Genomic DNA, 23180 nt, shown 5'->3' with positions numbered 1-23180 from the left:
CACCCCCGGGTGGCGCGGCGTGCGGTCCTCGGTGCGCCGGCGGCGCGTCCCGGGCCGGCGGTCGGCACAGCCTGCGCACCGCCGCCTCAAGACGGCCCCGGCGAGGACCGATGACCACCCGGTGAGCCACGCCTGCGACGCTGCGTCGCCCGCAGACACCGACCCGCCCACCCCGCCCGGCGACGCGGCGCCCGTGGCGGGGCGCCGCACGCTCCCGTCGTGGGCCGGTGGGCGCCGGCTGGGTCAGCTGGCCGTCCTGGTGTTCCTCGCGGCGGCCGTGCTGGTCCTGCAGGAGCGGCTCGGCGACCACCCGTGGCACCGCCTCGGCGACGACCTCGCCGCCCTCGGCGCCCGGCCCGTGGTGCTCGCCCTCGCGGCCACCGCAGCGTCCTACGGGCTGATGGTGGCCTACGACGCGCTGGCCCTGGCCTACGTCGAGCACCGCACGCCGCTGCGCCGGTACGCCGCCGCCTCCTTCGTGGCCACCGCCCTCGGCAACTCCCTGGGCGCGTCGGCGCTGGTGGGGGCGGCGCTGCGCGCCCGCGCGTACTCCGCCTGGGGCCTGCCCGCCTTCGCCATCACCCGGCTCACCGCCTTCAACCTCGTCACCCTCAGCCTGGGCAGCGCCCTGCTGGTGGCCGCGGGCCTGGTCTGGGGGCCGGCGGCGGTGGTGGGCTCGCTGCCGCTGGGCGGCCCGGCCCGCCTGGTGCTCGCGGGTCTCCTCGTGGGGTCGGTGGCTGCCTACCTGCTGTGGTGCGGCCGCGGCGCCCCGCTCGTGGTGCGCGACTGGCGCATCGACAGGCCGTCGCGGCGCACCGCGCTCACCCAGCTGACCCTGTCGGTCTCGGAGTGGCTGGTCATGGCCGCGGTGCTCTACGTGCTGCTGCCCCCCGGGCACGACCTCGGCTTCCCCGCGTTCGCCGCGGTCTTCGTCCTGGCCACCACGCTGGGCCTGCTGAGCAACGTCCCCGGCGGCCTGGGTGTCGTGGAAGCGGTGCTGGTGCTCGCGCTGGCCGGCTCGGTGCCCGCGCAGTCCCTGGTGACCGCGCTGGTGGCCTACCGCCTCGTCTACTTCCTCGTGCCGCTGGCCCTCGCGACGGTGGTGCTGGCCGGGCTGGAGGCGAGGCGCCGCCCCGACCGCGGCGCCGGTCTGGTCCGCGTGGCCGGCGTCCTGACCCCCTCCGCGCTGGCGCTGGTGGTCGCGGTGCTCGGGGGCGTGCTGGTGGCCACCGGCCAGGCTCCCGCCGGTGACGCGGCCCACGGCGTCCTCGGCGGTCTCGGCGCGCTCGGCCCGTTCGCCACGAGCCTCGCCGGCGTGGGCCTGCTGGTGCTCGCCCGCGGCCTCCACCGGCGGCTGCGGGGCGCCTGGGCCCTCGCGCTGGCCGTGCTGGTGGTGGTCTGTGCGACCCACCCGACGCTGCTCGGCGCCGGCGCGGCGGCGCTGGCGGTGCTGCTCGTGGTGGCCCGCGGCACGTTCCACCGCCGCACGGGCCGGCGCGCCTGGTCGCTGCCGCTCGCGGTGGCGGCCGCCGCGCTGCTGCTGTGGTGGCACGCCGCCCAGCTGGCGCCCCTGTGGGGCGACCGCCCCGTGCTCAGCGCGGTGGCGGGCGGTCCGCACTGGCCCACCAGCGCCGCGCTCGCGCTGGCCGTCGTCGTCCTCGTGGGCGCCGGGCTCGCGCTCCAGCGGCCCGCCGCCCACCGCTCGACGGCCTCGCACGAGGAGCTGCGGCGCGCCGCGACGGTCCTGGCGAGCACCACGCCCGGCAACGCGTCGCTGCTGTGGACCGGCGACAAGCAGGTCCACTTCTCCCGCGGCGGCGGCGCGTTCCTCATGTACCGCGTGGAGGGGCGCAGCTGGGTGGTCATGGGCGACCCGCTCGGCGACGAGCGGGAGTTCGACGACCTGCTGCGCAGCTTCCTCGAGCTGTGCGCCAGCCGGTGCGGGCGCCCGGCCCTCTACTGCGTGCGCCGGGACCTCGTGGACCTCTACCGCGAGCACGGGCTGTCCACCGTCAAGCTCGGTGAGGAGGCGGTCGTCCCGCTGGTGGGCTTCTCGATGGAGGGCCGCCGCCGCGCCAAGCTGCGCGCGGAGCACCGCGCCAGCGTCCGCGCGGGGGTGGAGGTCGAGGTGGTGACCGGTGAGCGCCTCCAGGAGGCGATGCCGGAGCTGCGCGAGGTCAGCGACGAGTGGCTGGTCGAGCGCGGTACGCAGGAGAAGTCGTTCTCCCTGGGCCGCTTCGAGGAGGACTACGTCTCCCGCTTCCCGGTGGTCGTCGCCCGCGCCGGCGGCCGCGTGGTCGCCTTCGCCTCGCTGTGGGTGGGGGGCTCGGGGCACGAGGTCCACGTCGACCTCATGCGCCGCAGGACCGACGCCCCCCGGACGGTCATGACCCACCTGTTCGTCGAGGCGATGCTGTGGGCCCAGGAGCGCGGGTGCACCTCGTTCAGCCTCGGGATGGCTCCGCTGTCCGGGCTGGACGTCGACGGCAACGGCACGTTCTGGCACCGGATCGGGCACCTGGTCTGGACCCACGGCGAGCACTTCTACGGCTTCCGGGGGCTGCGCCAGTTCAAGGAGCGCTTCGACCCGACCTGGGAGCCGCGCTACGTCGCATCGGCCGGCGGCCCGTCGCTGCCGGTGGTCGTCTTCGACGTCGCCAAGCTCGTCGGCGGCGGCGTGCGCGGGATGGTCCCGCAGCTGCACGCGGCCCCCTGGCCGTCGCGCCGCAAGTCCCCCGTGCCCGTCGGCACCGCGACCGTCCCCCTCCCCCGCAGCGAGGCCGACCGGGTCACCTCGGCCAGCCTGTCCGGGTGAGGCACCCGCTGGAAGCGCTCGCGCGCGCGGTGGTCCGCCGGGACGGCCTCACGGTCTCCCGGCCGGTCGGGGCGAAGCCGGGGGGCGCGACGTTCCCCCTCGCCGTCGTGCGCACGCGGCCCCGGCGCAGCGCGCCGCCCGGACGCCTCCCCGTGCTCGCCATCCCCGGGGGCCCCGGCATGGCCTCCGTCGTGCCCTACGCGGGGCTGCGGCGGCTCGCGGCGGCGGAGGGGCTGGACCTGGTGATGGTCGAGCACCGCGGCGTGGGGCTGTCGCGGCGCGACCAGCTCGGGGCCGACCTGCCGGTGGCCTCCGTCACCGCAGAGGCCGCCGCGGACGACCTCGCCGCTGCCCTCGACGCCGCACGGGTCGAGCGCGCCGTCGTCTACGGCAGCTCCTACGGCAGCTTCCTGGCGCAGGTGCTCACCGCCCGCCACCCGGGCCGGGTCGCGGCGCTGGTGCTCGACTCCCCCCTGCTGTCCCCCCGGGAGGACCTCGCCGCGGTGCGGGCGCACCGCCGGCGCCTGCTGTGGGACGGCGAGGACCCGGCACTGGCCCCCGTGGCGGCCGCGGTGCGGGAGGCGGCGCGCGCCGGGGTGCCGATGGCGGAGCTCACCGCGGTGGTCCAGGAGGTGCACGACCGCGCCGGGCCGGCGGTGCTGCTGAGCCTGCTGCGGTCGCGCCGCGAAGGCCGGCGGCTGCGGACCTGGCGGTGGGTCGCCCGCCTGGGCACCGGAGACCCGGAGACCGGCGACCGGCGGTGCGTCGTGGAGCGGGACCTCGTCGCGGGCATCGCCCACGGGCAGATCGGCTTCGGCCTGCCCCCGGACGGGGGTCCGCTCGACCCGCAGCTGCTCACCGCCGGCGACCGGTCGGCGCTGACGAGCCGACCGACCGCGACCGCAGAGCCCTTCGACGCGCCGGCGCGCCTCGCCGAGCTGGCCGGCTCGGGCACCCCGCTCGTCGTCGTCAGCGCGGACCGCGACCTGTGCACGCCCCCTCCCGTCGCCGAGCGGGCCGCGGGCCTGGTGCCGGGCTCAGCGCTCGTGCGGCTGGGGAGCACAGGCCACAGCGCCCTGGACGGCCACCAGCTGGCGGCCGTGCGCATCGCCGCCGCGGTGGCCGACGGAGCCGCCCACCACCTCCCCGGCCTCGCGGACCACCTCACGGCCCTGCCGCGGCGCGGCCACGGGCACCTGCGCGGGCTCGCCCTGCGAGAGGTGGTCGGCGTCGACAGCGCCTCAGCGAGGAGCTGAGGAGGCGAGGGCGCTCTTCACGGCCGCGGCCAGACGGCCGCCGTCCACGGTGGAGCCGACCTGCGGCCGCAGCACGCCCATGACGGCTCCCATGGCGGAGGGGCCGGTCTTCCCGGCCGCGGCCACCTGGGCCACGGCGGCGTCGACGGCGGCGGACAGCGCCTCGTCGTCGAGCTGGGCGGGCAGGTAGGCGGCCAGCACGGCCTCCTCGGCGCGCTCGCGCTCGGCGGACTCGGCGCGGCCGGCGCCGGCGAAGGCCTCGGCGGCCTCCTTGCGCTTCTTGACCTCGGTGCGGAGGACGGCGAGGACCTCGTCGTCGGAGAGCTCGCGGGCCTCGGTCCCGGCCACCGACGCGGTCTTCACGGACGTCAGCGCCATCCGCAGCGTGGCGGTGCGCACCTCGTCGCGGGCGCGCATGGAGGTGTTGAGGTCGGCGCGCAGGCGCTCGGCCAGGGAGGGGGCGCCGGAGGTGCTCGCAGGGGTGCTGGACGTGCTCACCCGCCCGAGTCTGGCAGGGTGGCCCGGCGTGGGTCGCCTCGGTTTCCTCCGCACCGCCGCACTCAGGTCCGCAGCACTGGGCGCGGGACTGGTGACGGCCGCGGGCGCCGGGGCCGTGGCCTGGGGCGCGGGGTACGAGGTGCGGTCCTTCCGGCTGCGCCGGTTCCAGGTGCCCGTGCTGCCGGCGGGGCAGGCCCCGCTGAAGCTGCTGCACGTCTCGGACATCCACATGATCGCCGGGCAGCGGGCCAAGCAGGAGTGGGTGCGCCAGCTGGCGCGCCTGCAGCCCGACCTCGTCATCGACACCGGCGACAACATCACCTCGCCGCAGGCGGTGCCCGAGGTCCTGCACGCGCTGGCGCCGCTGCTGGAGCTGCCCGGCGCGTACGTCCTCGGCTCCAACGACTACTTCGCCCCGAAGCCCAAGAACCCGGCCGCGTACCTGTGGCGGCCCTCGCGGGCGCACGCCAAGCCCACCCCGCTGCCGACGGACCGGCTCACCGACGCGTTCGGCGCCGCGGGCTGGCTGGACCTCACCAACGCGAAGGGCCGCCTGCAGGTGGGCGGGCGCCGGCTCGACCTCGTGGGCGTGGACGACCCCCACCTGCAGCGCGACAGGTACCTCGACGTCGCCGGTGCCGCCGACCCCGCCGCCGACCTGTCGATCGGGGTCAGCCACGCCCCCTACCGCCGCGTGCTGGACGCCATGACCACCGACGGCCACCAGCTGCTGGTCGCCGGCCACACCCACGGCGGTCAGCTGTGCGTGCCGTTCTTCGGGGCGCTGACCACCAACTGCGACCTGCCGCGCAGCATGGCCAAGGGCCTGCACCGCTGGGAGCGGGGACGCCGCTCGTCCTGGCTGCACGTCAGCGCCGGCCTGGGCACCAGCCCGTACGCGCCGGTGCGCTTCGCCTGCGCCCCGGAGGCCACCCTGCTCGAGCTCGTCGCTGCCTGACCCGACCCTGGTCCGGCCCCGCCCGGGGCGGCTCGGCCCGCGCGGCGGAACCGCGTCGAGGAACGGTCCAGACCTCGGCTAGAGTGGTCCGCGCTGCTCCGGGGTGTGGCGCAGCTTGGTAGCGCGCTTCGTTCGGGACGAAGAGGCCGCAGGTTCAAATCCTGTCACCCCGACCACCACCACGAGGGCCCCCGCTGAGCGGGGGCCCTCACCCGTTCGCCACCCGCCCTGGCACCACACCGGTGCAGTTCATGCGCACGACACACGACCGGTGGCACTCTCCCCCTCGCACCCGGTGCCGAAGGCAACGCATCGGGCGCAACTCATCGGGACGGGACCAGGACGACGGGTCGGGTGGCGGTCATGGCAGTGGCAGACCTGAGGACGGGCGAGGGCGACGGCGCCCTCGCGGCGCAGGCGGAGAAGAGCAAGCTCCAGAAGCACTTCGGCAGGGCCGACATCTTCTTCTTCCTCGTGTGCACGCTCGTCGGCATCGACGGCCTGGGGACGCTGGCCACCCAGGGCGGGCAGGGCTTCACGTGGCTGGTCGTCTGCGTCCTCCTCTTCGCCGCGCCCTCCGCGGCGCTGCTGGCGGAGCTGGGCGCGGCGTTCCCCGACGAGGGCGGTCCCTACGTCTGGGTGCGGATGGCCTTCGGGCGGCTCGTCGGCGCCATCAACAACGTCTTCTACTGGGTCACCAACCCGGTCTGGATGGGCGGCACCCTCGTGGGCACCGCCCTGGGCGGCCTCATGACGTTCTTCCACGGCGGCGAGGAGTTCTCGCGGACGTTCCAGTACGTCTTCGCGTTCGCGTTCATCTGGGCGGGCGTGCTCTTCGCCGTCCTGAGCTTCCGGGTGGGCAAGTGGGTGGCCACCGTCGGGGCCCTGGCCCGCTTCGCGCTGCTGGGGCTGTTCAGCGTGCTGGTCGTCGCCTACGGCTTCGTGCACGGCTTCCACGGGCCCTCGGCGGGCAGCTACGCGCCCAGCTTCTCGGGCTTCGTGGTGCTCGTGCCGCTCATCCTCTTCAGCCTCGTGGGCTTCGAGCTGCCCAGCGCCGCCGGCGAGGAGATGGAGGACGCCACCCGCGACGTGCCGTCCGGCATCGCCAAGTCCGTCATCGCCACCGGGCTGCTCTACGGCCTGCCCGTGCTGGGCATCCTCCTGGTGCTCCCCGAGCAGCAGGCGAGCGGCCTGGCGGGGTTCCCGGACGCCGTGCGCCAGGCCCTGACGGTCTTCGGCGGCACCGTCACCACCGCCGCCGACGGCACCACGGCGGTGACGCTCACGGCCTTCTCCACCGCGGTGGGGTGGGTGATGGGCCTGCTCGTGGTGCTCGTGGCGTTCACCTCGGGCCTGACCTGGATCATGGGCTCGGACCGCACCCTGGCCGTCTCCTGCTACGACGGCGCGGGGCCGCGCTGGCTGGGCCGCTTCTCCGAGCGCTTCGGCACCCCCCTGCGCGTCAACGTGCTGTCCGGGGTCATCTCCACGCTGGTGTTCGTGGCGGCCAACACCATCACGTCCGGTGACGCGGGGAAGTTCTTCGCCGTGGCGCTCGCGCTCGCGGTCTCCACGACGCTCATCAGCTACCTGGGCATCTTCCCCGCTGCCTGGGTGCTGCGCCGGCGCCTGCCGGACGCACCCCGGCCCTACCGGGCGCCCGCGATCGGCCTGCTGACCGTGGTGTCCACGGTGTGGATCGTCTTCTGCACCGTGCAGATCCTCTTCCCGGGCCTGGGCGCCGGCTGGTTCACCGCGGACTTCCGCGCCGACGGCTGGGCCTTCTCCGAGCGCTGGACCTACCTGCTCGTCGAGCTGGTGCCGCTGCTCGTCTTCACGGCTCTCGCGGTGGTGTTCTGGGCGGTCGGGCGACGGGAGCTGCGCACGGCCGTGGAGGCGCCGTCACGCTGAGCGGCTGGTCGTGCAGGAGACCCGCACCCGGGGGTCCCTCGGGTGCGGGTCTCCTGCACGACTGCCGACGGGACCGCCGGCGGCTCAGCGGCCGGTGAGCTCCGCGGCCACGAGCTCGGCGATCTGCGCGGTGTTCAGCGCGGCGCCCTTGCGGAGGTTGTCGCCGCACACGAACAGGTCGAGCGTGTGCGGGAAGTCCAGCGCCTGGCGGATGCGCCCCACCCACGTCGGGTCGGAGCCGACCACGTCCGCCGGGGTGGGGAACTCGCCGTTCGCCGGGTCGTCGAGGACGACGACGCTGGGCGCCTCGACGAGCGCCTGGCGGGCCGCCTCCACCTTGATGGGCTTCTGGAAGGTCGCGTGGACCGCGAGCGAGTGGGTGGTCACCACGGGCACGCGCACGCAGGTGGCGGACACCTTGAGGTCCGGGATGCCGAGGATCTTGCGGCTCTCGGCGCGGACCTTGAGCTCCTCGCTGGACCAGCCGTCGTCCTTCAGCGAGCCCGCCCACGGCACCACGTTGAGCGCCAGCGGCGCCGGGAACGGCGAGGGCTCGTCGCCCAGGCGCTCGGCGACCGCCGCGCGCACGTCCCCGGAGCGGGTGCCGAGGGCCGGGTCGCCGGAGACGGCCTCGAGCTCGGCGTGGAGCCTGTCGATGCCGGGCTGGCCGGCGCCGGAGGCGGCCTGGTAGGAGGCGACCACCAGCTCGGTGAGGCCCCACTGGCGGTGCAGGGCGCCGAGGGCGTCCATCATCGTCAGGGTCGTGCAGTTGGGGTTGGAGATGATCCCCCGGGGCCGGTTGCGGATCGCGGCCGGGTTGACCTCGGGGACGACGAGCGGCACGTCCGGGTCCATGCGGAACGCGCCGGAGTTGTCCACGACCACGGCGCCGCGAGCGGCGGCCACGGGGCCCCACTCGGCGCTGACCTCGTCGGGGACGTCGAACATGGCCACGTCGACGCCGTCGAAGACCTCCGGCGCCAGGGCCTGGACCTCGACGTCCTCGCCGCGCACGCGCAGCTTCTTCCCCGCGGAGCGCGCCGAGGCGACCAGGCGGATCTCGCCCCAGACGTCCTCGCGGGTGGACAGGATGCCGAGCATCACCGTGCCGACGGCGCCGGTGGCGCCGACCACGGCGAGGACGGGCTTGCGCCCCGTCACCGGCGCGCTGGTGGGGGTGCTCTCGCTCATCGTCCGGTCCCTCCGTAGACGGTGGCCTGGCCCTCGTCGTCGCCGGCGTCCAGCCCGAAGGCGGTGTGGACGGCGCGCACGGCGTCGTCCAGGGCGCTGTCGCGGGTGACCACCGAGATCCGGATCTCCGAGGTGGAGATCATCTCGATGTTGATGCCGCTGTCCGCCAGGGCCTTGAAGAACCTCGCCGAGACCCCGGGGTTGCTGCGCATGCCCGCGCCGATGAGCGAGAGCTTGCCGACCTGGTCGTCGAAGCGCAGGGAGCCGAAGCCCACCGAGGGCTGCACCTGCGACAGCGCCGTCATCGCGGCCTGGCCGTCGGCCTTGGGCAGCGTGAAGGACACGTCGGTGAGGCCCGTCGCGGCGGCCGAGACGTTCTGGACGATCATGTCGATGTTGATGCCCGCGGCGGCGACGTGCTCGAAGAGCTCGGCGGCCGTGCCCGGCTTGTCCGGCACCCCCACCACGGTGATCTTCGCCTCGCTGCGGTCGTGCGCGACGCCGGTGATGATCGCGTGCTCCACGGGAAGGTCCTCCATCGATCCGGCCACGAGCGTCCCGGGCCTGGGGCTGAACGAGCTGCGCACGTGCACGGGCACGCCGTAGCGGCGGGCGTACTCCACGCACCGGAGCACCAGCACCTTGGCGCCGCTGGCCGCCAGCTCGAGCATCTCCTCGTAGGTGACGGTCTCGAGGCGCCGGGCGCTGGGCACGATGCGGGGGTCGGCGGTGAAGACGCCGTCGACGTCGGTGTAGATCTCGCAGACGTCGGCGCCCAGGGCCGCGGCGAGGGCCACCGCCGTGGTGTCGGAGCCGCCGCGGCCGAGCGTGGTGATGTCCTTCGTCTCCGTCGAGACGCCCTGGAACCCCGCGACGACGGCGACGTCGCCCGCGTCGAGCGCGTCGCGGATGCGGCCCGGGGTGACGTCGATGATGCGCGCGCGGCCGTGGGCGGAGTCGGTGATGACGCCCGCCTGGCTGCCGGTGAAGGAGCGCGCCCGGATGCCGAGGTTGGCGGTGGCCATGGCCAGCAGCGCCATGGAGATGCGCTCGCCGGACGTGAGCAGCATGTCCAGCTCGCGGGCCGGCGGCAGCGGGCTGACCTGCTCGGCGAGGTCCAGCAGCTCGTCGGTGGTGTCGCCCATGGCGGAGACCACCACGACCACGTCGTGGCCGGCGCGGCGCGTCTCGGCGATGCGCGCGGCCACCCGCTTGATGCCTGCGGCGTCGGCGACGGACGAACCGCCGTACTTCTGGACGACCAGGCCCACCGGGGGCACCTCCTGCACGTTCCTCCGCGCGGTCTCCGCGCAGGGGCGCGGGCACGGACCGGCACAGGACTCTACCGGCGGCAGCAGACGCGCCGGACCGGCCGACCAGCGCCGTCGTCGTGCGGGAGGATCGGGGGATGGCGCCGCCGCTGCAGATCACCGCCCTCACCGCCGAGCGGTCCGCCCTGGCCCTGCCGGACCTCCCCTGGGACGCGCCCCTGAGCCGGTGGCCGGCGGAGACGCTGGCCGCGCTGCCGCGCGGCATCTCCCGCCACGTGGTGCGCTTCGTGCGCCTGGCCGACGCGGTGGTGGCGGTCAAGGAGAACACCGAGGAGCTCGTGCGCCGCGAGTACGGCCTGCTGCGCGTGCTGCGCCGCCTCGACGTGCCCTGCGTCGTGCCCGTGGCGGTGGTCACGGGTCGCACCGCCCCCGACGGCGAGCCGCTCGACCCGGCGCTGGTCACCCAGCACCTGCAGTTCTCGCTGCCCTACCGCGCGCTGTTCAGCCAGTCGCTGCGCCCCGACACCGCCACGCGCCTCGTCGACGCCCTGGCGGTGCTGCTGGTGCGCCTGCACCTCGCCGGCTTCTACTGGGGCGACGTCTCGCTGTCCAACACCCTGTTCCGCCGCGACGCCGGCGAGTTCGCCGCCTACCTCGTGGACGCCGAGACCGGCGAGCTGCACAACGAGCTGTCCGACGGGCAGCGGAGCAACGACGTCGAGGTGGCCCGGATCAACATCGCCGGCGAGCTCATGGACCTCGAGGCGGCGGAGTACCTCGACGAGTCCGTCGACCCGGTCGAGGTGGCCAACAGCATCGTGGAGCGCTACCACTCCCTGTGGGAGGAGCTCACGGGCCTGGAGTCCTTCGAGCAGGGCGAGCGCTGGCGCGTGCAGGCCCGCATCGAGCGCCTGAACGAGCTGGGCTTCGACGTGGGCGAGCTGGCCATCTCCACCGACGTCGGCGGCTCGGTGGTGCAGATCCAGCCCAAGGTGGTCGACGCCGGGCACCACTCGCGGCGGCTGCTGCGCCTGACCGGCATCGACGCCGAGAACAACCAGGCTCGGCGGCTGCTCAACGACATGGACGGCTACATCGCCGCCACCGACCGCCAGAACGACGACGAGGAGATCGCCGCCCACGACTGGCTGGCGCAGGTCTTCGACCCGGTGGTCCGGGCGGTGCCGCGCCGGATGCGCCGCAAGCTGGAGCCGGCGGAGATCTTCCACGAGGTGCTGGAGCACCGGTGGTACCGCTCGCAGGAGGCCCAGCGCGACATCCCGCTGCTCGAGGCGGCGCAGGCCTACGTCGACGAGGTGCTCTCCCAGCGCCCGGACGAGCAGGCGGTGATCCTCCAGACGGGCCTCATGGACACCGGTCAGATGGCGGCGGTGGGCATGGACCCCGACGAGGCCCCGCTGCTGGGGGCCTCCGGCCCGGACGACCCCGACGACCCCGAGTCGGACCGCATCGACGGCTGGCTGTCCAGCCACGGCTGACCCGGGGCGTCCGCCGGGGACCACACCCGCGTGCGGCCGCGGCCGGCCCGCTTGGCCGCGTAGAGGGCCTGGTCGGCACGCCCGAGCGCGGCGTCGAGGTGGTCGGCGCCGGCCAGCCCCGTGACGCCCGCGGTGCAGCTGCGTCCCGGGGGCAGCGCCGCGCGCAGACCGTCGACGAGAGCGGCCGTCCGGTGCGGGTCGAGGGGCGCGAGCAGCACGAACTCGTCCCCGCCCCACCGCCCCAGCAGCGCTGCGGGCGGCAGCAGCGCCGTCCACGAGGTGGCGGCGCGGCAGAGCAGGTCGTCCCCGGCGGCGTGGCCCAGCTCGTCGTTGACCTGCTTGAAGTGGTCGAGGTCGACGATGGCGAGCGAGAGCGCTCCAGCCGCGCGGGGGGTGGGCAGTGCCTCGAGCAGGCGCCGCTGCGTCCCGCGCCGGTTGGGCAGGCCGGTGAGCGCGTCCAGCTCCGCGGCCAGGACCGCGGTCGTGGTCAGCCGGGAGAGCGTCCCCACGAGCAGCCCGGCGGTGACCGCGCTGCCCACCAGGGCCACCACGTCCCCGGGGCCGACGCCCGGCACGGACTGCAGCGCCAGGACCATCAGGGCCGTGTTGACCAGGACGTGCACGCCCGCGGTGGTCCACGGGAAGAAGAACGACGCCAGCGCCGCCAGCACCACGCAGAGGCTGGCGTCGGCGGCGCTGGCAGCACCCCCGCCGTCGAGGTGGAGGCCGAGCGCCACGGCGAGGCCCGTGCAGGGCTGCAGCAGGTGGTAGTGCCACGTGCGGTACCAGCGGCGCCCGAGGGCGATGAGCGCTCCGGCGACCACGGCGGCCACAGCCACCCAGAAGGCGCCTCCCGGGGGCGAGGCGCCGCCGCGCACCAGCGCGGCCGTCGCGGTGTAGGCGCCGCAGACCACCATCGTCAGCGAGGTGGTCCAGACCATGACCCGCAGGCTGGCCACCGGCTGCGCACGGGAGAGCTCCAGCAGGAGGGCCCGTCGCCGCGACCGCGCGCGCGCCGGTCGCGCGGTCATGCGCTGGCCGCCAGCCGGTGGGCGCCGTCGCCGAGCCGCTCGGAGAAGGCGCTGCTGGTCAGGGCGGGCGCCCACAACCAGCCCTGCCCCTCCTCGCAGCCCAGGGCGGCGAGCCAGGCGGCCTGGTGCTCGGTCTCGACGCCCTCGGCCACGATGGCCAGGTCCAGGGCGTGGGCCAGCGCGACGACACCGGCGCACAGGAGGGCCTCCTTGCCCGGCTCGACGTCCGCGACGAAGCTGCGGTCCACCTTCAGCAGGTCGAGCGGGAGCCGGCCGAGCCGGGCGAGGCTCGACCACCCGGTGCCGAAGTCGTCCACGGCGATGCGGACGCCGGCGGCGCGCAGGGCGTGCAGGTTCGCCACCACCGCGTCGGACTGCTCGTCGAGCAGCCCCTCCACCACCTCCACCACCAGGCGCTCACCGGGCAGGCCGGACCGGTGCAGCGCGGAGACGACCCAGGCGGCGTAGTCGTCCTCGGCGAGCTCGGGGCCGGAGGCGTTCACCGCCACGGTGAGGGGGGCCGCGCCCGGCGGCTGCGGCCAGGAGGCCGCGTCCCGGCAGGCGCGCTCGAGCACGTAGCGGCCCAGCTGGACCACGGCGCCGCTGGCCTCGGCCTGCGGGAGGAAGTCGGCGGGCGGCACGAAGCCGTCGCCCCGGCGCCAGCGCACCAGGGCCTCGGCGCCGGTCGTGACGCCGTCGGACAGGCGCACCACCGGCTGGTAGTGCACCTCGACGGACCCGTCGGCCAGCGCCTCGTACAGGCCGCGGACGGTCGGCAGGCCCGGTGTCCACAGGTGGCTGGAGCCTCGCCGCTGCCGCTTGGCCGCGGCCAGCGCGCCCTCGGCGCGGTCGATGACGTCCTGCAGCTCGTCCCCGAGCTCGGCGAGCACCACCCCGGCGCTGGCCGTGCGCGGCTCGGGGACGGCGGCGTGGAGTCCCTCCACGACCTCCCAGGCGGCGTCGACGTCGGCGTGCAGCACCAGCGCGAACTGGTCACCGCCCCACCGCCCGAGCACGCCGACGCGGCCCAGCCGGGCCCTCCAGGCGGCCGCGGTGGCCCGCAGCAGCGCGTCTCCGGCCGCGTGCCCCTCGCGCTGGTTGGTGGTCTGCAGGTGGTCCATGCCGAGCAGCACCAGCACGACGGGTGCGCCGGTGTGCTGGATCGAGGCCAGCGCCCGCTCGAGGTGCCCGGTGGTGGCGGTCCGGTCCGGCAGGCGCGTGAGCGGGTCGATCCCGGCGGTCTCGGTGGCCCGGGCCAGGGCGCGCACCGTGCCGGACAGCGCGGCGAGCACGCAGCCGACCACCACGAGGTCGCCGAGGGCGGCTCCGCCGGCGGCTCCCAGCGCCAGCAGCACACCGGCCAGCACGGTCACGAGGTGGACCGCGGCGGCAGCAGCGGGGAAGAAGAAGACCGACTCCGCGGCGACGACGGCGAACAGCCACGCGTCAGCCCACCCGTGCGTCCCGCCGACCAGCACCACCCCGGTGGTGATCATGCCGATGGCCAGCAGCTGCGTCAGGTGGAAGTGCCACACCCGCGCCTGCCGCCGCGCGGCGTGGAGCGCGGCGCCGGTGGCGCAGCCCGCTGCCGCGAAGCCGACGAGGAGCTCGCGGTGCGGGAGGTCGGGCCGCACGAGCGCACCGACGAGCACCACCGCCGCGCCCACCACGAAGAGCACCGCGCTGGTGCGGTTGATGACCTCCGCGGTGACACCGGGACGACTGGTCGTGAAGACGTCGCGCGCCTCCAGCGCGGCGCCGCGCAGGAGGTCGGCTGGGACTCGTCGCACACGGCAGTCGTCGGTCCCCGGCAGGCGGACCTTGAGGTCGGGTCACCCGCCGGGCCCCGGTGCGTCACAGCCGGGCGCGCGCTCCCGCGGCCTCGCGGGCCCGGGCGACCTCGTACAGCGCGATGCTGCACGCCACGCCCGCGTTGAGGGACTCCACCTGCCCGGCCATGGGGATCGAGGCGACCAGGTCGCACGTCTCCCGGACCAGGCGCGACAGCCCCCGGCCCTCGGAGCCGACCACCACGGCCACCGGCCCCTCGGCGATGCGGGCGACGTCGGCGGAGCCGATCGGGGCGTCGGCGTCGGCGTCGAGCCCGATGACGAAGCAGCCGGCCGCCTTGGCGGCCTCCAGCGCCCGGGTCAGGTTGGTCTCGCGGGCCACCGGCAGGCGCGCCGCGGCGCCCGCGGAGGTCTTCCAGGCGCTCGCCGTCATGCCCGCCGAGCGCCGCTCGGGCACGAGGACGCACGAGGCGCCGAAGGCGGCCGCCGTGCGGACCACGGCGCCGAGGTTGCGGGGGTCGGTGACGCCGTCGAGGGCGACGACGAGCGGAACCCGCCCGGCCGTCGTGTCGGCCTCGAGGACGTCGGCCAGCGAGGCGTACTGGTAGGGCGGCACGGTGAGCACGAGGCCCTGGTGCACCGCCCCGCCCGCCATCCGGTCGAGCTCGGGGCGGGCCACCTCCAGCACGGGCAGCCCGCGGTCGGCGGCGGTGCGCAGCGCCTCGCGCACGCGGTCGTCGGTCTCGATGCGGGTGGCCACGTGCAGCGCGGTGGCGGGCACGCCGGTGCGCAGCGCCTCGACCACAGGGTTGCGCCCGGCCACGGCCTCGTTGCCGGCCCGGCTCGTCGTGGTGCGGCCGGTCGGGCGCTGCGCGCGCAGGCCGTCGTCGGCGGGGCGGGCGGTGCCCTCACCGGCGCGGCGCGCAGCGGCGGCGGCGCGACGCGCCGCGGGGTGCCCGGTGCGCTCCTCCGCGGGCGGTGTGGGACCGCGGCCCTCGAGGCCGCGGCGGTTCTTGCCGCCGGTCCCGGTGGTGGGGGTCTTCTTGGAGCCGGCCTTGCGCACGGCGCCGCGCCGGGACGAGTTGCCGGCCATGGGTGCTCCTGTCGGGTCTGCTGGGTGGTGCGGGACGCGGGTCGGGCGGGGCTGTCTCAGCCGAGCGACCAGCGGGCGCCGTCGGGTGAGTCCTGGACCACGACGCCGGCCTGCGACAGCAGGTCGCGGATGGCGTCGGCGGCGGCGAAGTCCTTCTGGGCGCGGGCCCGGGCGCGCGCCTCGAGCTGGGCGCGGACCAGCACGTCGAGCGCCGACTCCTGGGCGCTGGCGGCGGCGCTCGCCGCGCCGGTCCAGTGCGGGTCGAGGGGGTCGATGCCGAGGGTGCGCACGATCGCCGTGACGTCGTTGGCCGCCGCCACGGCGAACTGCTCGCGGCCGGCGTCGAGCGCGACGTTGCCGGCGCGCACGGTGTCGTGGAGGACCGCCAGGGCGCCGGGGACGTTGAGGTCGTCGTCCATCGCGGCCGCGAAGGCCGGCGGGATCCGCAGCGCCGGGGAGGCCGCGCGACCGGCGCCGTAGGCCTCGACCACGGGCTGCACGCGGCGCAGGAACGTCTCCACGCGCCCGACCGCCGCCTCGGCCTCGGCCAGCGAGGTCGGCGAGTGCTCCAGCGCCGACCGGTAGTGCGCCGAGCCGAGGTAGTAGCGCAGCGCCAGGGGCGTGGTGTGCTCGAGCACGGTCGACACCTGCAGGGAGTTGCCGAGCGACTTGCTCATCTTCTCCCCGCCCTGAGTGACCCAGCCGTTGTGCAGCCAGTACGAGGCGAAGCCGAGGCCGGCGGCGCGGCTCTGCGCCTGCTCGTTCTCGTGGTGGGGGAAGCGCAGGTCCAGACCGCCGGCGTGGATGTCGAAGGCGTCGCCCAGGTAGCGCCGGGCCATGGCCGAGCACTCCAGGTGCCACCCGGGGCGCCCCCTCCCGAACGGCGTGGGCCAGCTGGCGGTGGCGGGCTCGGAGGGCTTCGTGCCCTTCCACAGCGCGAAGTCCCGCGGGTCCCGCTTGCCGCGCGGGTCGGCGTCCTCGGCGGGCGCGACGTCGTCGAGGGAGACGTGCGTCAGCGCCCCGTACTCGGGGAAGGACCTGACGTCGAAGTAGACGTCGCCCGAGCCGTCCGCGGCCGCGTAGGCGTGGCCCCGGTCGACCAGCAGCTCCATGAGCTCGACCATCTCGGGCACGTGGCCGGTGGCGCGGGGCTCGTAGGTGGGGCGGCGCACGCCGACGGCGTCGTAGGCGGCGGTGAACGCCTGCTCGTGGGTGTACGCCCAGGCCCACCACGGCCGCCCCGCCTCGGCGGCCTTGGTGAGGATCTTGTCGTCGATGTCGGTGACGTTGCGCACGAAGGTGACGTCGAGGCCGTGGCCGACCTCGAGCCAGCGGGCCAGCACGTCGAAGGCGACGCCGGAGCGCAGGTGCCCGATGTGCGGCGGCGCCTGCACCGTGGCGCCGCAGAGGTAGATGGACGCCGCTCCGGGGACCAGGGGCGCGAAGTCGCGCACGGCGGCGGCCTCGGTGTCGTACAGGCGGAGTGGCACCCCTCCAGGCTATCGGCGCCGCAGCCCGCCTCCCGCCGTCGCACGCCCCCGGGCGTGATCATGGGCGGTCAGCCACCCGGAGGTGGCCGACCGCCCATGATCACGGCGGGGTGGTCAGCGGGCGGCGTGCTCCGGGGCCACCTCGATGCCGCGCCGGCCGCGGGCCCGCTGGACGAGCAGGACGACGACGCCGACCGCGAGCCAGCACAGGCCGCCGACCTGCGCCTGGGTGCCGGCGTTCACCAGCACGTACCCGATCACCACGAACCCGACGACCGGCACGACGACGTGCAGGAGCACGTTGCCGCTCCGCTTCCGCACCGCGTGGTACGAGACCACGGAGACGTGCAGCAGCATGAACGCCGTCAGGGCGCCGAAGTTCACCAGCGAGGCGATGACGGTCAGGCCGAGCTGGTTGAAGACCAGCCCGAGCACCAGGGTCAGCCCGCCGATCAGCAGGATGGCGCGGTCGGGCACCTGGTTCCTGGGGTTGACGTGCGCGAGGAAGCCCGGCAGGCGCCGGTCGCGCGCCATGGAGAACAGCAGGCGCGAGGTGGCCGACTGCGCCGCGACGGCGTTGGCGATGCCCACGGCGAGCACGTTCATCACGAGGAAGGCGACCTGCCAGCCGCGGCCCGCGGCGCCCTGGACGATGTTGAAGAAGGCGTTGTCGGTCTCCAGCCCCTCGGGGAAGGACGTGGTGTCGGGCACCAGCATCCCAGCGAGCCAGGTCTGGGTGATGAAGAGGAGCGCCACGACCACGAGCCCGAGGACCATGGCCTTCCCCGCCGAAGACCGGCCGCCCCGGCTCTCCTCGGACAGCGTCGCGATGCCGTCGAACCCGAGGAAGCTGAGGACGGCGATCGACAGTGCCGTGGCGAGCAGCGCCGGGCTGAACTCCGCCGCGTTGAACAGAGGCGTCGTCGTGAAGCGCGCGCCACCGGTGCCGTTGCTGATGGCCAGCACCGCGATGACCACGAAGGCGGCGATGAAGAGCAGCTCCGCCGCGAGGAAGATCCGGTTCACCACGGCCGTGAAGGAGATGCCGACGTAGTTGACCGTCGTGTTGATCGCGAGGAAGACCACGATCCAGACCCAGCCCGGGACGCCGGGGACGACCGCCTGCATGGACAGCGCCGCGATGACGTAGAGCAGGGTCGGCACCAGCAGGTAGTCGAGCAGGATCGTCCAGCCGGCCAGGAAGCCGAGGTTGGGGTGCACCCCGCGCCCGACGTAGGCGTAGACGGAGCCGGCCACGGGGAACGCCTTGGACATCTGGGCGTAGGCGAGCGCCGTGAAGATCATGGCGAACAGGCCGATGGCGTAGACGAGCGGCACCATGCCGGCGGCGGAGTTGTAGACGCCACCGAAGATCGCCCAGGGGGCGATCGGCACCATGAAGACCAGCCCGTAGACGAGCAGGTCGGTGGTGGTGAGGGAGCGGCGCAGCTCCTGCTTGTAGCCGAGGTCGGCGAGGACGGACTCGCCCTCGCCGCCGGTGCTCGGCGGGGTCGCGCTGGTGGTGCTCACTGCTGGTCTCCTCGGGGGTCGTGCTCGGCGATGAAGCCACCGACCACCTCGAGGAAGCTCTCGTGCTCCTCGACGTGCGGCATGTGGCTGGACTCGGGGAAGACGTGGCTGCGCACGTCGGGGATGCGCTCCGCGAACGGCGTCCAGCAGGCCGGGGTGGCCTCGTCGTGGGCGCCGGCGAGCACGAGGGTCGGGGCGGTGATGCCGGGCAGGCGGTCCTCGACGGTCCAGGTGAGGTTGGAACCGGTGATCGTGAACTCGCTGGGCCCGTTCATCGCGTGGTAGACGGTCGGCTCGGCCTCGATCTGCGCGAAGGTGGCCGCCACCTCGGCCGGCAGCGGCTGCACGCGGCAGACGTGGCGGGCGTAGAAGGCGTCGGTGGCGGTCTTGTACGCCGGGTCGTCGTAGGCCTCGGCGGCCTCCAGCCGCAGCAGGTCCGAGCGGTGCGGCTCCGGCATCGCGTCGATGAGCCCCTCGGCCGCCTCGCGCCAGGTGGCCATGGAGGCCGGGGAGTCGCAGATCGTCAGCGACTGCACCCGCTCGGGGTGGGCGAGGGCGAACTCGGGGCCGAGCATGCCGCCCCAGGACTGCCCGACCACGTGGACGCGGTCCAGCCCCAGGTGGTCGAGCAGCGAGACCAGCTCGTCGACGAACAGCTGCACCGTCCAGCTGGCGGGGTCGGCCTCGGGCAGGTGGGTGCTGCGGCCGCACCCGAGCTGGTCGTAGTGGACGACGGCGCGCCCGCCCGCGGCGAGGTTCGCCATGGAGAGCGTGTAGTCGTGGGCGGCGCCGGGGCCGCCGTGCAGGACCACGACCGGCAGCGGGACGATCGGCCCACCGGGGCCGGCGAGCTGGCCGGTCACCCGGTACCAGGTCTCGTGACCGCGGAAGGGCGCCCGCCCTTCGCGGTCGGCGGGCGGGATGGCGTAGGGCACAGGTGCTCCCCGTGGTGGTCGCAGGGACCGCGGACGCGAGTCGTCGATGCGGATGCGCGGACAGTAGGGCGCCGCTGACCTGCGCGGACCGCGGACGACGGAGATCGCGACCGCGGAGCGCCTTCCTTTACCAGCGCATTGCCCGCCTTGACCTCCCCTTGACCTCGCAGGGCGCGGCCCATGACCTCAGGACTGATGCATCAGAGCCTCCGCGCGGGGCCGTCCGGTGGTGACGCGGCGTGCGCGGCTCGCTAGCGTCGACCCATGCCGCACACCGTCAAGGGCGTCGTCGCGCTCAGCAAGGGAGCTCCGGTCGAGCTCGTCGACATCGTGGTCCCGGACCCCGGTCCCTTCGAGGCCGTGGTCGACGTGCAGGCCTGCGGCGTCTGCCACACCGACCTGCACTACCGCGAGGGCGGCATCTCCGACGACTACCCCTTCCTGCTCGGCCACGAGGCCGCCGGCGTGGTCTCCGCGGTCGGCGAGGCCGTCACGGACGTCGCCGTCGGTGACTACGTGGTCCTCAACTGGCGCGCCGTGTGCGGCGCCTGCCGCGCCTGCCGCCGCGGGCGGCCGTGGTACTGCTTCAACACCCACAACGCCGAGCAGAAGATGACCCTGGCCGACGGGACGCCCCTGTCCCCCGCCCTCGGCATCGGCGCCTTCGCGGAGAAGACGCTCGTGCACGCCGGGCAGTGCACCAAGGTCGACCCGGCCCTGCCGGCCACCGCGGCGGGCCTCCTCGGGTGCGGGATCATGGCCGGGTTCGGCGCCGCCGTGAACACCGGCGCCGTGACCCGCGGGGACTCCGTGGCCGTCATCGGCTGCGGCGGGGTCGGGGACGCCGCCATCGCCGGCGCGGTGCTCGCCGGCGCCACCACCGTCATCGCCGTCGACGTCGACGACCGCAAGCTCGAGGTCGCCAAGCGCTTCGGCGCCACGCACACCATCAACAGCCGCCAGACCGACCCGGTCGAGGGCGTCCAGGCCCTGACCGGCGGGAACGGCGCCGACGTGGTCGTCGAGGCCGTCGGGCGCCCCGAGACCTACAAGCAGGCGTTCTACGCGCGCGACCTCGCCGGCACGGTGGTCCTGGTGGGCGTGCCGACCCCGCAGATGACCCTCGAGCTGCCCCTGCTCGACGTCTTCGGCCGCGGCGGTGCGCTGAAGTCGAGCTGGTACGGCGACTGCCTGCCCGAGCGCGACTTCCCGGTGCTCGCGGCGCTCGCGCTGCAGGGTCGCTTCCCCCTGCAGGACTTCGTCTCCGAGACGATCGGCCTGGGCGACGTCGAGGAGGCCTTCGCCGCCATGGGACGCGGCGACGTGCTGCGGTCGGTGGTGGTCCTGTGAGCGGCGCGACGGGCGCCCTGCGCCTCGACAGGAGCACCTCCGAAGGCACCTTCAGCCTCGACGGGCAGACCTTCGACGTCGAGAACAACGTGCTGGTGCTCGGGGACGACGCCGAGTGCCTCGTCGTCGACGCCCCGCACGACCTCGGCGCCATCGCCGAGGTGGTCGGGGACCGCCGCGTGGTGGCCGTGGTGTGCACCCACGCCCACGACGACCACGTGCGCCTGGCGCCCGCCGCCGGCGAGCGCTTCGCCGCGCCGGTGCTGCTGCACCGCGACGACCTCGGCCTGTGGACGCTGACCCACCCCGCCGCCGCGCCCACCGAGCTCCTCGAGGACGGCCAGGTGCTCACCGTGGCGGGCACCGAGGTGCACGTGCTGCACACCCCGGGGCACTCTCCCGGGTCCGTCTGCCTCTACGTGCCCGCGCTGGAGACCGTGCTCACCGGAGACACGCTGTTCGCCGGGGGCCCGGGTGCCACCGGGCGCTCCTTCAGCGACTTCCCGACGATCATCACCTCCATCCGGGAGCGGGTCCTCGCGCTGCCGCCGGGCACCACCGTGGTCCCGGGCCACGGCGGGACGACCACGGTCGGCGACGAGGCCCCGCACCTGCAGGAGTGGATCGACAGGGGTCACTGAGGTGGCGGCGGGGTCCTCGGCGGACCACCTGGTCGTGCACCTCGACCGCTCCGCCGGGGCCCCGGCGCCGTGGCAGCAGGTGCATGACCAGGTGGCCGCCGCCGTCGACGGCGGGCGCCTGGTGCCCGGTGACCGGCTGCCCACGGTGCGGGCGCTGGCTGAGCGGCTGGGCGTGGCCGCCGGGACGGTGGCGCGGGCGTACCGGGCGCTGGAGGCCTCGGACGTGGTGAGCACCGCCAGCCGTGCGGGCACGGTGGTGCGCGACCCCTCCGCCCAGCGGGGCGACGCCGCGGCCCGAGCGGCCGCGGCGTCGCTGGCGCGGGAGGCCGTCGCCGCGGGCCTCGACGACGACGCCGCGCTCTCCCTGCTGCGCGGTGCGCTGGCGGCCGCCCGCGGGCGCTGAGCGTCCGGGGGCGACCGCCAGGCCGGATCAGGTGGTGGTGAAGCGGGCGTCCTCGTTGTTGGTGCCGGCGGGGAAGAAGCCGCCCGAGCGCACGCCCTGCGCCGGGTTGAGGTAGGCGATGTTGTGCACCTGCTGCGGCGTGCGGCCGAAGGCGATGCCGTTGCCGTCCACGGGGGTGACGTTGATGCGGCCACCGGCCTGGGAGACGCCCTGGTCGAGGTCGGACTTCCCGTCGAGGGAGTCGCGCGCGTCGGAGATCTTGTTCGCCGCGTCGGCCAGCCCGTCGGTGTAGATGACGGTCCGGACCGCCCCCGCGTGGTACGCCTCCACGGCGAGGATCCCGGCGGCGGCGTCGAGGTAGGTCTTGCTGCTGATGAGGGGGGCGCCGCCCTTGTAGGCGGTGACGCCGACGTCCTCGAAGAGGAAGGCGCCCAGCAGGAAGCTCGTGTCGTCCGCGAAGGCGTCGAAGGTCTGGCCGTCCTTGATGAGGCCCGCCGCCTTCGCCGCCGCGGTGAAGGCGCCGGTGAAGTCGATCGCCGGGCGCGCCACGGCGGAGCCGCCGAGGGCCCCGCGCAGGAACTTCACGTGGGCGATCTCGTCGTTGGCGATCTCCTCGGCGATGCCGCGCACCAGCTTGCTCTTGAACTGCACCTTGCGGCCACCGTTGACGTCACCGCGGTTCAGCTTGCCCGTGGTGAGGCCGTCGTCGAGCCCGCGGCCGTAGAAGGCGCGCGAGTAGAACTCCGCCTCGAGGTACTCGAGGTTCAGCGCGAAGTTGAGGATGGCGACGTCGCTGATGCCGCCGCCCCCACCGCCACCGGACTTCTTCCCGTTCGCCGAGGCGGGCGCCGCCACCGCGGTGGTGCCGAGGACGCCGAGGCCGGCCACGCCGGCCGTGCGGAGGAAGGCGCGGCGGTCGGCGCCGGTCGCCGCGCTGCGCGAGATCATGTCCGTGACGAGCTGCTTGCCGAACATCTGCATCTCCTCGTGTGGTGGCGGGGGCCCCCATCGGCCCTCTCCCGCCACCCGTTCGGAGCAGTGCGGTCGCGGGATGGGTGCAGAACCGGACAGAACGCCCTCCTTCCGGCAGACCCCGGCAGACCGGACGCGCACCGGGACCCGGTCGGCGGCACCCACCCCGCTGTTGCCCGCGGGTGGGGGGCGCGGAATGCTCGGAGGGTCGGCGCGCCCGCGCCGCTGCAGGTGGACGGGCGCGACGCACTGAACGGGCCGCCCGGCGCCTCGCCGCTCCGGGCGGCGAGGAGACCCGAGGAGGAGACCCGTGGCGGAGTACACGCTGCCCGACCTGCCCTACGACTACACCGCTCTCGAGCCGCACATCAGCGGCGCGATCATGCAGCTGCACCACGACAAGCACCACGCCACCTACGTGGCCGGCGCCAACACCGCCCTGGAGCAGATGGCCGAGGCCCGCGAGAAGGACAGCTTCGGCTCCATCACCGGGCTGGAGAAGAACCTCGCCTTCAACCTCGGCGGGCACATCAACCACTCGATCTT

Annotated in this window: 18 protein-coding genes, 1 tRNA gene and 1 pseudogene; 10 read left to right on the top strand and 10 right to left on the bottom strand. The window is 75.0% G+C overall.

Annotation, left to right across the window (positions count from 1 at the left end):
* Positions 1-121 precede the first annotated feature (121 nt).
* Together mprF and FHN55_RS08265 are read left to right on the top strand one after the other, a co-directional pair.
* Entirely contained in the window at positions 122-2815 is a 2694-nt protein-coding gene (gene mprF, locus FHN55_RS08270; RefSeq protein WP_180357710.1) for a bifunctional lysylphosphatidylglycerol flippase/synthetase MprF, read from the top strand.
* Positions 2812-4071, top strand: coding sequence for an alpha/beta fold hydrolase (locus FHN55_RS08265; protein WP_139711842.1), 1260 nt, complete (start codon positions 2812-2814; stop codon positions 4069-4071). The genes mprF and FHN55_RS08265 overlap by 4 nt, the downstream gene beginning before the upstream one ends.
* Here the strand turns inward: FHN55_RS08265 and FHN55_RS08260 are convergent.
* Complete coding sequence (locus FHN55_RS08260; protein WP_306821792.1) at positions 4057-4569, bottom strand: GatB/YqeY domain-containing protein; 513 nt, start codon at positions 4567-4569, stop codon at positions 4057-4059. The two genes, FHN55_RS08265 and FHN55_RS08260, sit on opposite strands and share 15 nt — an antisense overlap.
* A gap of 76 nt (positions 4570-4645) precedes the next feature.
* Between FHN55_RS08260 and FHN55_RS08255 the strand changes: the two genes are divergently transcribed.
* The 3 genes from FHN55_RS08255 to FHN55_RS08245 all read left to right on the top strand — a co-directional run bounded on the left by FHN55_RS08255 (position 4646) and on the right by FHN55_RS08245 (position 7438).
* Positions 4646-5527, top strand: coding sequence for a metallophosphoesterase (locus tag FHN55_RS08255; RefSeq protein ID WP_373995714.1), 882 nt, complete (start codon positions 4646-4648; stop codon positions 5525-5527).
* 99 nt (positions 5528-5626) lie between these two features.
* Positions 5627-5703, top strand: a tRNA-Pro gene (locus tag FHN55_RS08250).
* A 187-nt stretch (positions 5704-5890) separates the two neighbouring features.
* Positions 5891-7438: an APC family permease gene (locus FHN55_RS08245; RefSeq protein ID WP_139711840.1), complete on the top strand. Its 1548-nt coding sequence runs from the start codon at positions 5891-5893 to the stop codon at positions 7436-7438.
* Positions 7439-7522: 84 nt separating this feature from the next.
* Here the strand turns inward: FHN55_RS08245 and FHN55_RS08240 are convergent, their stop codons facing one another.
* Together FHN55_RS08240 and FHN55_RS08235 are read right to left on the bottom strand one after the other, a co-directional pair.
* The gene (locus FHN55_RS08240) at positions 7523-8629 is read right to left on the bottom strand and encodes an aspartate-semialdehyde dehydrogenase (RefSeq protein ID WP_218974463.1); all 1107 of its coding nucleotides are present in this window, start codon (positions 8627-8629) and stop codon (positions 7523-7525) included.
* Positions 8626-9900: an aspartate kinase gene (locus FHN55_RS08235; RefSeq protein WP_139711839.1), complete on the bottom strand. Its 1275-nt coding sequence runs from the start codon at positions 9898-9900 to the stop codon at positions 8626-8628. Before FHN55_RS08235 ends, FHN55_RS08240 begins: the two co-directional genes overlap by 4 nt.
* Positions 9901-10037: 137 nt before the next feature.
* Between FHN55_RS08235 and FHN55_RS08230 the strand changes: the two genes are divergently transcribed.
* Complete coding sequence (locus tag FHN55_RS08230; RefSeq protein ID WP_139711838.1) at positions 10038-11399, top strand: DUF4032 domain-containing protein; 1362 nt, start codon at positions 10038-10040, stop codon at positions 11397-11399.
* Positions 11400-11434: 35 nt separating this feature from the next.
* Here FHN55_RS08230 and FHN55_RS23680 read toward each other — a convergent pair.
* The 6 genes and pseudogenes from FHN55_RS23680 to FHN55_RS08200 form a co-directional block, all read right to left on the bottom strand.
* A pseudogene (locus FHN55_RS23680) lies at positions 11435-11995 on the bottom strand (GGDEF domain-containing protein); the annotation flags it as partial.
* A gap of 431 nt (positions 11996-12426) precedes the next feature.
* Positions 12427-14220 (bottom strand): bifunctional diguanylate cyclase/phosphodiesterase, encoded by a 1794-nt coding sequence (locus tag FHN55_RS08220; protein WP_139711836.1) that lies wholly within the window; start codon positions 14218-14220, stop codon positions 12427-12429.
* Positions 14221-14284: 64 nt separating this feature from the next.
* A complete protein-coding gene (gene rlmB / locus FHN55_RS08215; RefSeq protein ID WP_139711835.1) occupies positions 14285-15313 on the bottom strand; it encodes a 23S rRNA (guanosine(2251)-2'-O)-methyltransferase RlmB in 1029 nt (342 codons plus the stop codon).
* A gap of 56 nt (positions 15314-15369) precedes the next feature.
* A complete protein-coding gene (cysS, locus tag FHN55_RS08210) occupies positions 15370-16803 on the bottom strand; it encodes a cysteine--tRNA ligase (RefSeq protein ID WP_139711834.1) in 1434 nt (477 codons plus the stop codon).
* A gap of 114 nt (positions 16804-16917) precedes the next feature.
* The gene (locus tag FHN55_RS08205; protein WP_139711833.1) at positions 16918-18333 is read right to left on the bottom strand and encodes an APC family permease; all 1416 of its coding nucleotides are present in this window, start codon (positions 18331-18333) and stop codon (positions 16918-16920) included.
* Positions 18330-19268 (bottom strand): proline iminopeptidase-family hydrolase, encoded by a 939-nt coding sequence (locus tag FHN55_RS08200; RefSeq protein WP_257570805.1) that lies wholly within the window; start codon positions 19266-19268, stop codon positions 18330-18332. The genes FHN55_RS08205 and FHN55_RS08200 overlap by 4 nt, the downstream gene beginning before the upstream one ends.
* Positions 19269-19532: 264 nt before the next feature.
* Between FHN55_RS08200 and FHN55_RS08195 the strand changes: the two genes are divergently transcribed.
* From FHN55_RS08195 to FHN55_RS08185, 3 genes are read left to right on the top strand one after another with little or no spacing between them, the layout of a single operon-like run.
* On the top strand, positions 19533-20618 hold the full coding sequence (locus FHN55_RS08195; RefSeq protein ID WP_139711832.1) for an S-(hydroxymethyl)mycothiol dehydrogenase: 1086 nt from the start codon (positions 19533-19535) through the stop codon (positions 20616-20618).
* On the top strand, positions 20615-21259 hold the full coding sequence (locus tag FHN55_RS08190) for an MBL fold metallo-hydrolase (protein ID WP_139711831.1): 645 nt from the start codon (positions 20615-20617) through the stop codon (positions 21257-21259). Before FHN55_RS08195 ends, FHN55_RS08190 begins: the two co-directional genes overlap by 4 nt.
* Before the next feature lies 1 nt (position 21260).
* Positions 21261-21662, top strand: a complete 402-nt coding sequence (locus tag FHN55_RS08185) for a GntR family transcriptional regulator (RefSeq protein WP_257570804.1) — start codon at positions 21261-21263, stop codon at positions 21660-21662.
* A gap of 27 nt (positions 21663-21689) precedes the next feature.
* Here the strand turns inward: FHN55_RS08185 and FHN55_RS08180 are convergent, their stop codons facing one another.
* The gene (locus FHN55_RS08180) at positions 21690-22637 is read right to left on the bottom strand and encodes a ferritin-like domain-containing protein (RefSeq protein ID WP_139711830.1); all 948 of its coding nucleotides are present in this window, start codon (positions 22635-22637) and stop codon (positions 21690-21692) included.
* 307 nt (positions 22638-22944) lie between these two features.
* Between FHN55_RS08180 and FHN55_RS08175 the strand changes: the two genes are divergently transcribed.
* On the top strand, positions 22945-23180 hold a 236-nt coding region (locus tag FHN55_RS08175; RefSeq protein WP_373995711.1), incomplete at its 3' end, for a superoxide dismutase.

The organism is Streptomyces sp. NP160 (assembly GCF_006335115.1).
Classification (GTDB): domain Bacteria; phylum Actinomycetota; class Actinomycetes; order Actinomycetales; family Quadrisphaeraceae; genus Quadrisphaera.
This window is presented reverse-complemented; position numbering and strand designations above follow the sequence as displayed.

What these genes read in the sequence shown, in the direction of transcription:
- FHN55_RS08245 (WP_139711840.1), top strand. Translation starts at nt 5,891, where the DNA reads ATGGCAGTGGCAGACCTGAGGACGGGCGAGGGCGACGGCGCCCTCGCG.
- FHN55_RS08230 (WP_139711838.1), top strand. Translation starts at nt 10,038, where the DNA reads ATGGCGCCGCCGCTGCAGATCACCGCCCTCACCGCCGAGCGGTCCGCC.
- FHN55_RS08180 (WP_139711830.1), bottom strand. Translation starts at nt 22,637, where the DNA reads ATGTTCGGCAAGCAGCTCGTCACGGACATGATCTCGCGCAGCGCGGCG.
- rlmB (WP_139711835.1), bottom strand. Translation starts at nt 15,313, where the DNA reads ATGGCCGGCAACTCGTCCCGGCGCGGCGCCGTGCGCAAGGCCGGCTCC.
- FHN55_RS08195 (WP_139711832.1), top strand. Translation starts at nt 19,533, where the DNA reads ATGCCGCACACCGTCAAGGGCGTCGTCGCGCTCAGCAAGGGAGCTCCG.
- FHN55_RS08240 (WP_218974463.1), bottom strand. Translation starts at nt 8,629, where the DNA reads ATGAGCGAGAGCACCCCCACCAGCGCGCCGGTGACGGGGCGCAAGCCC.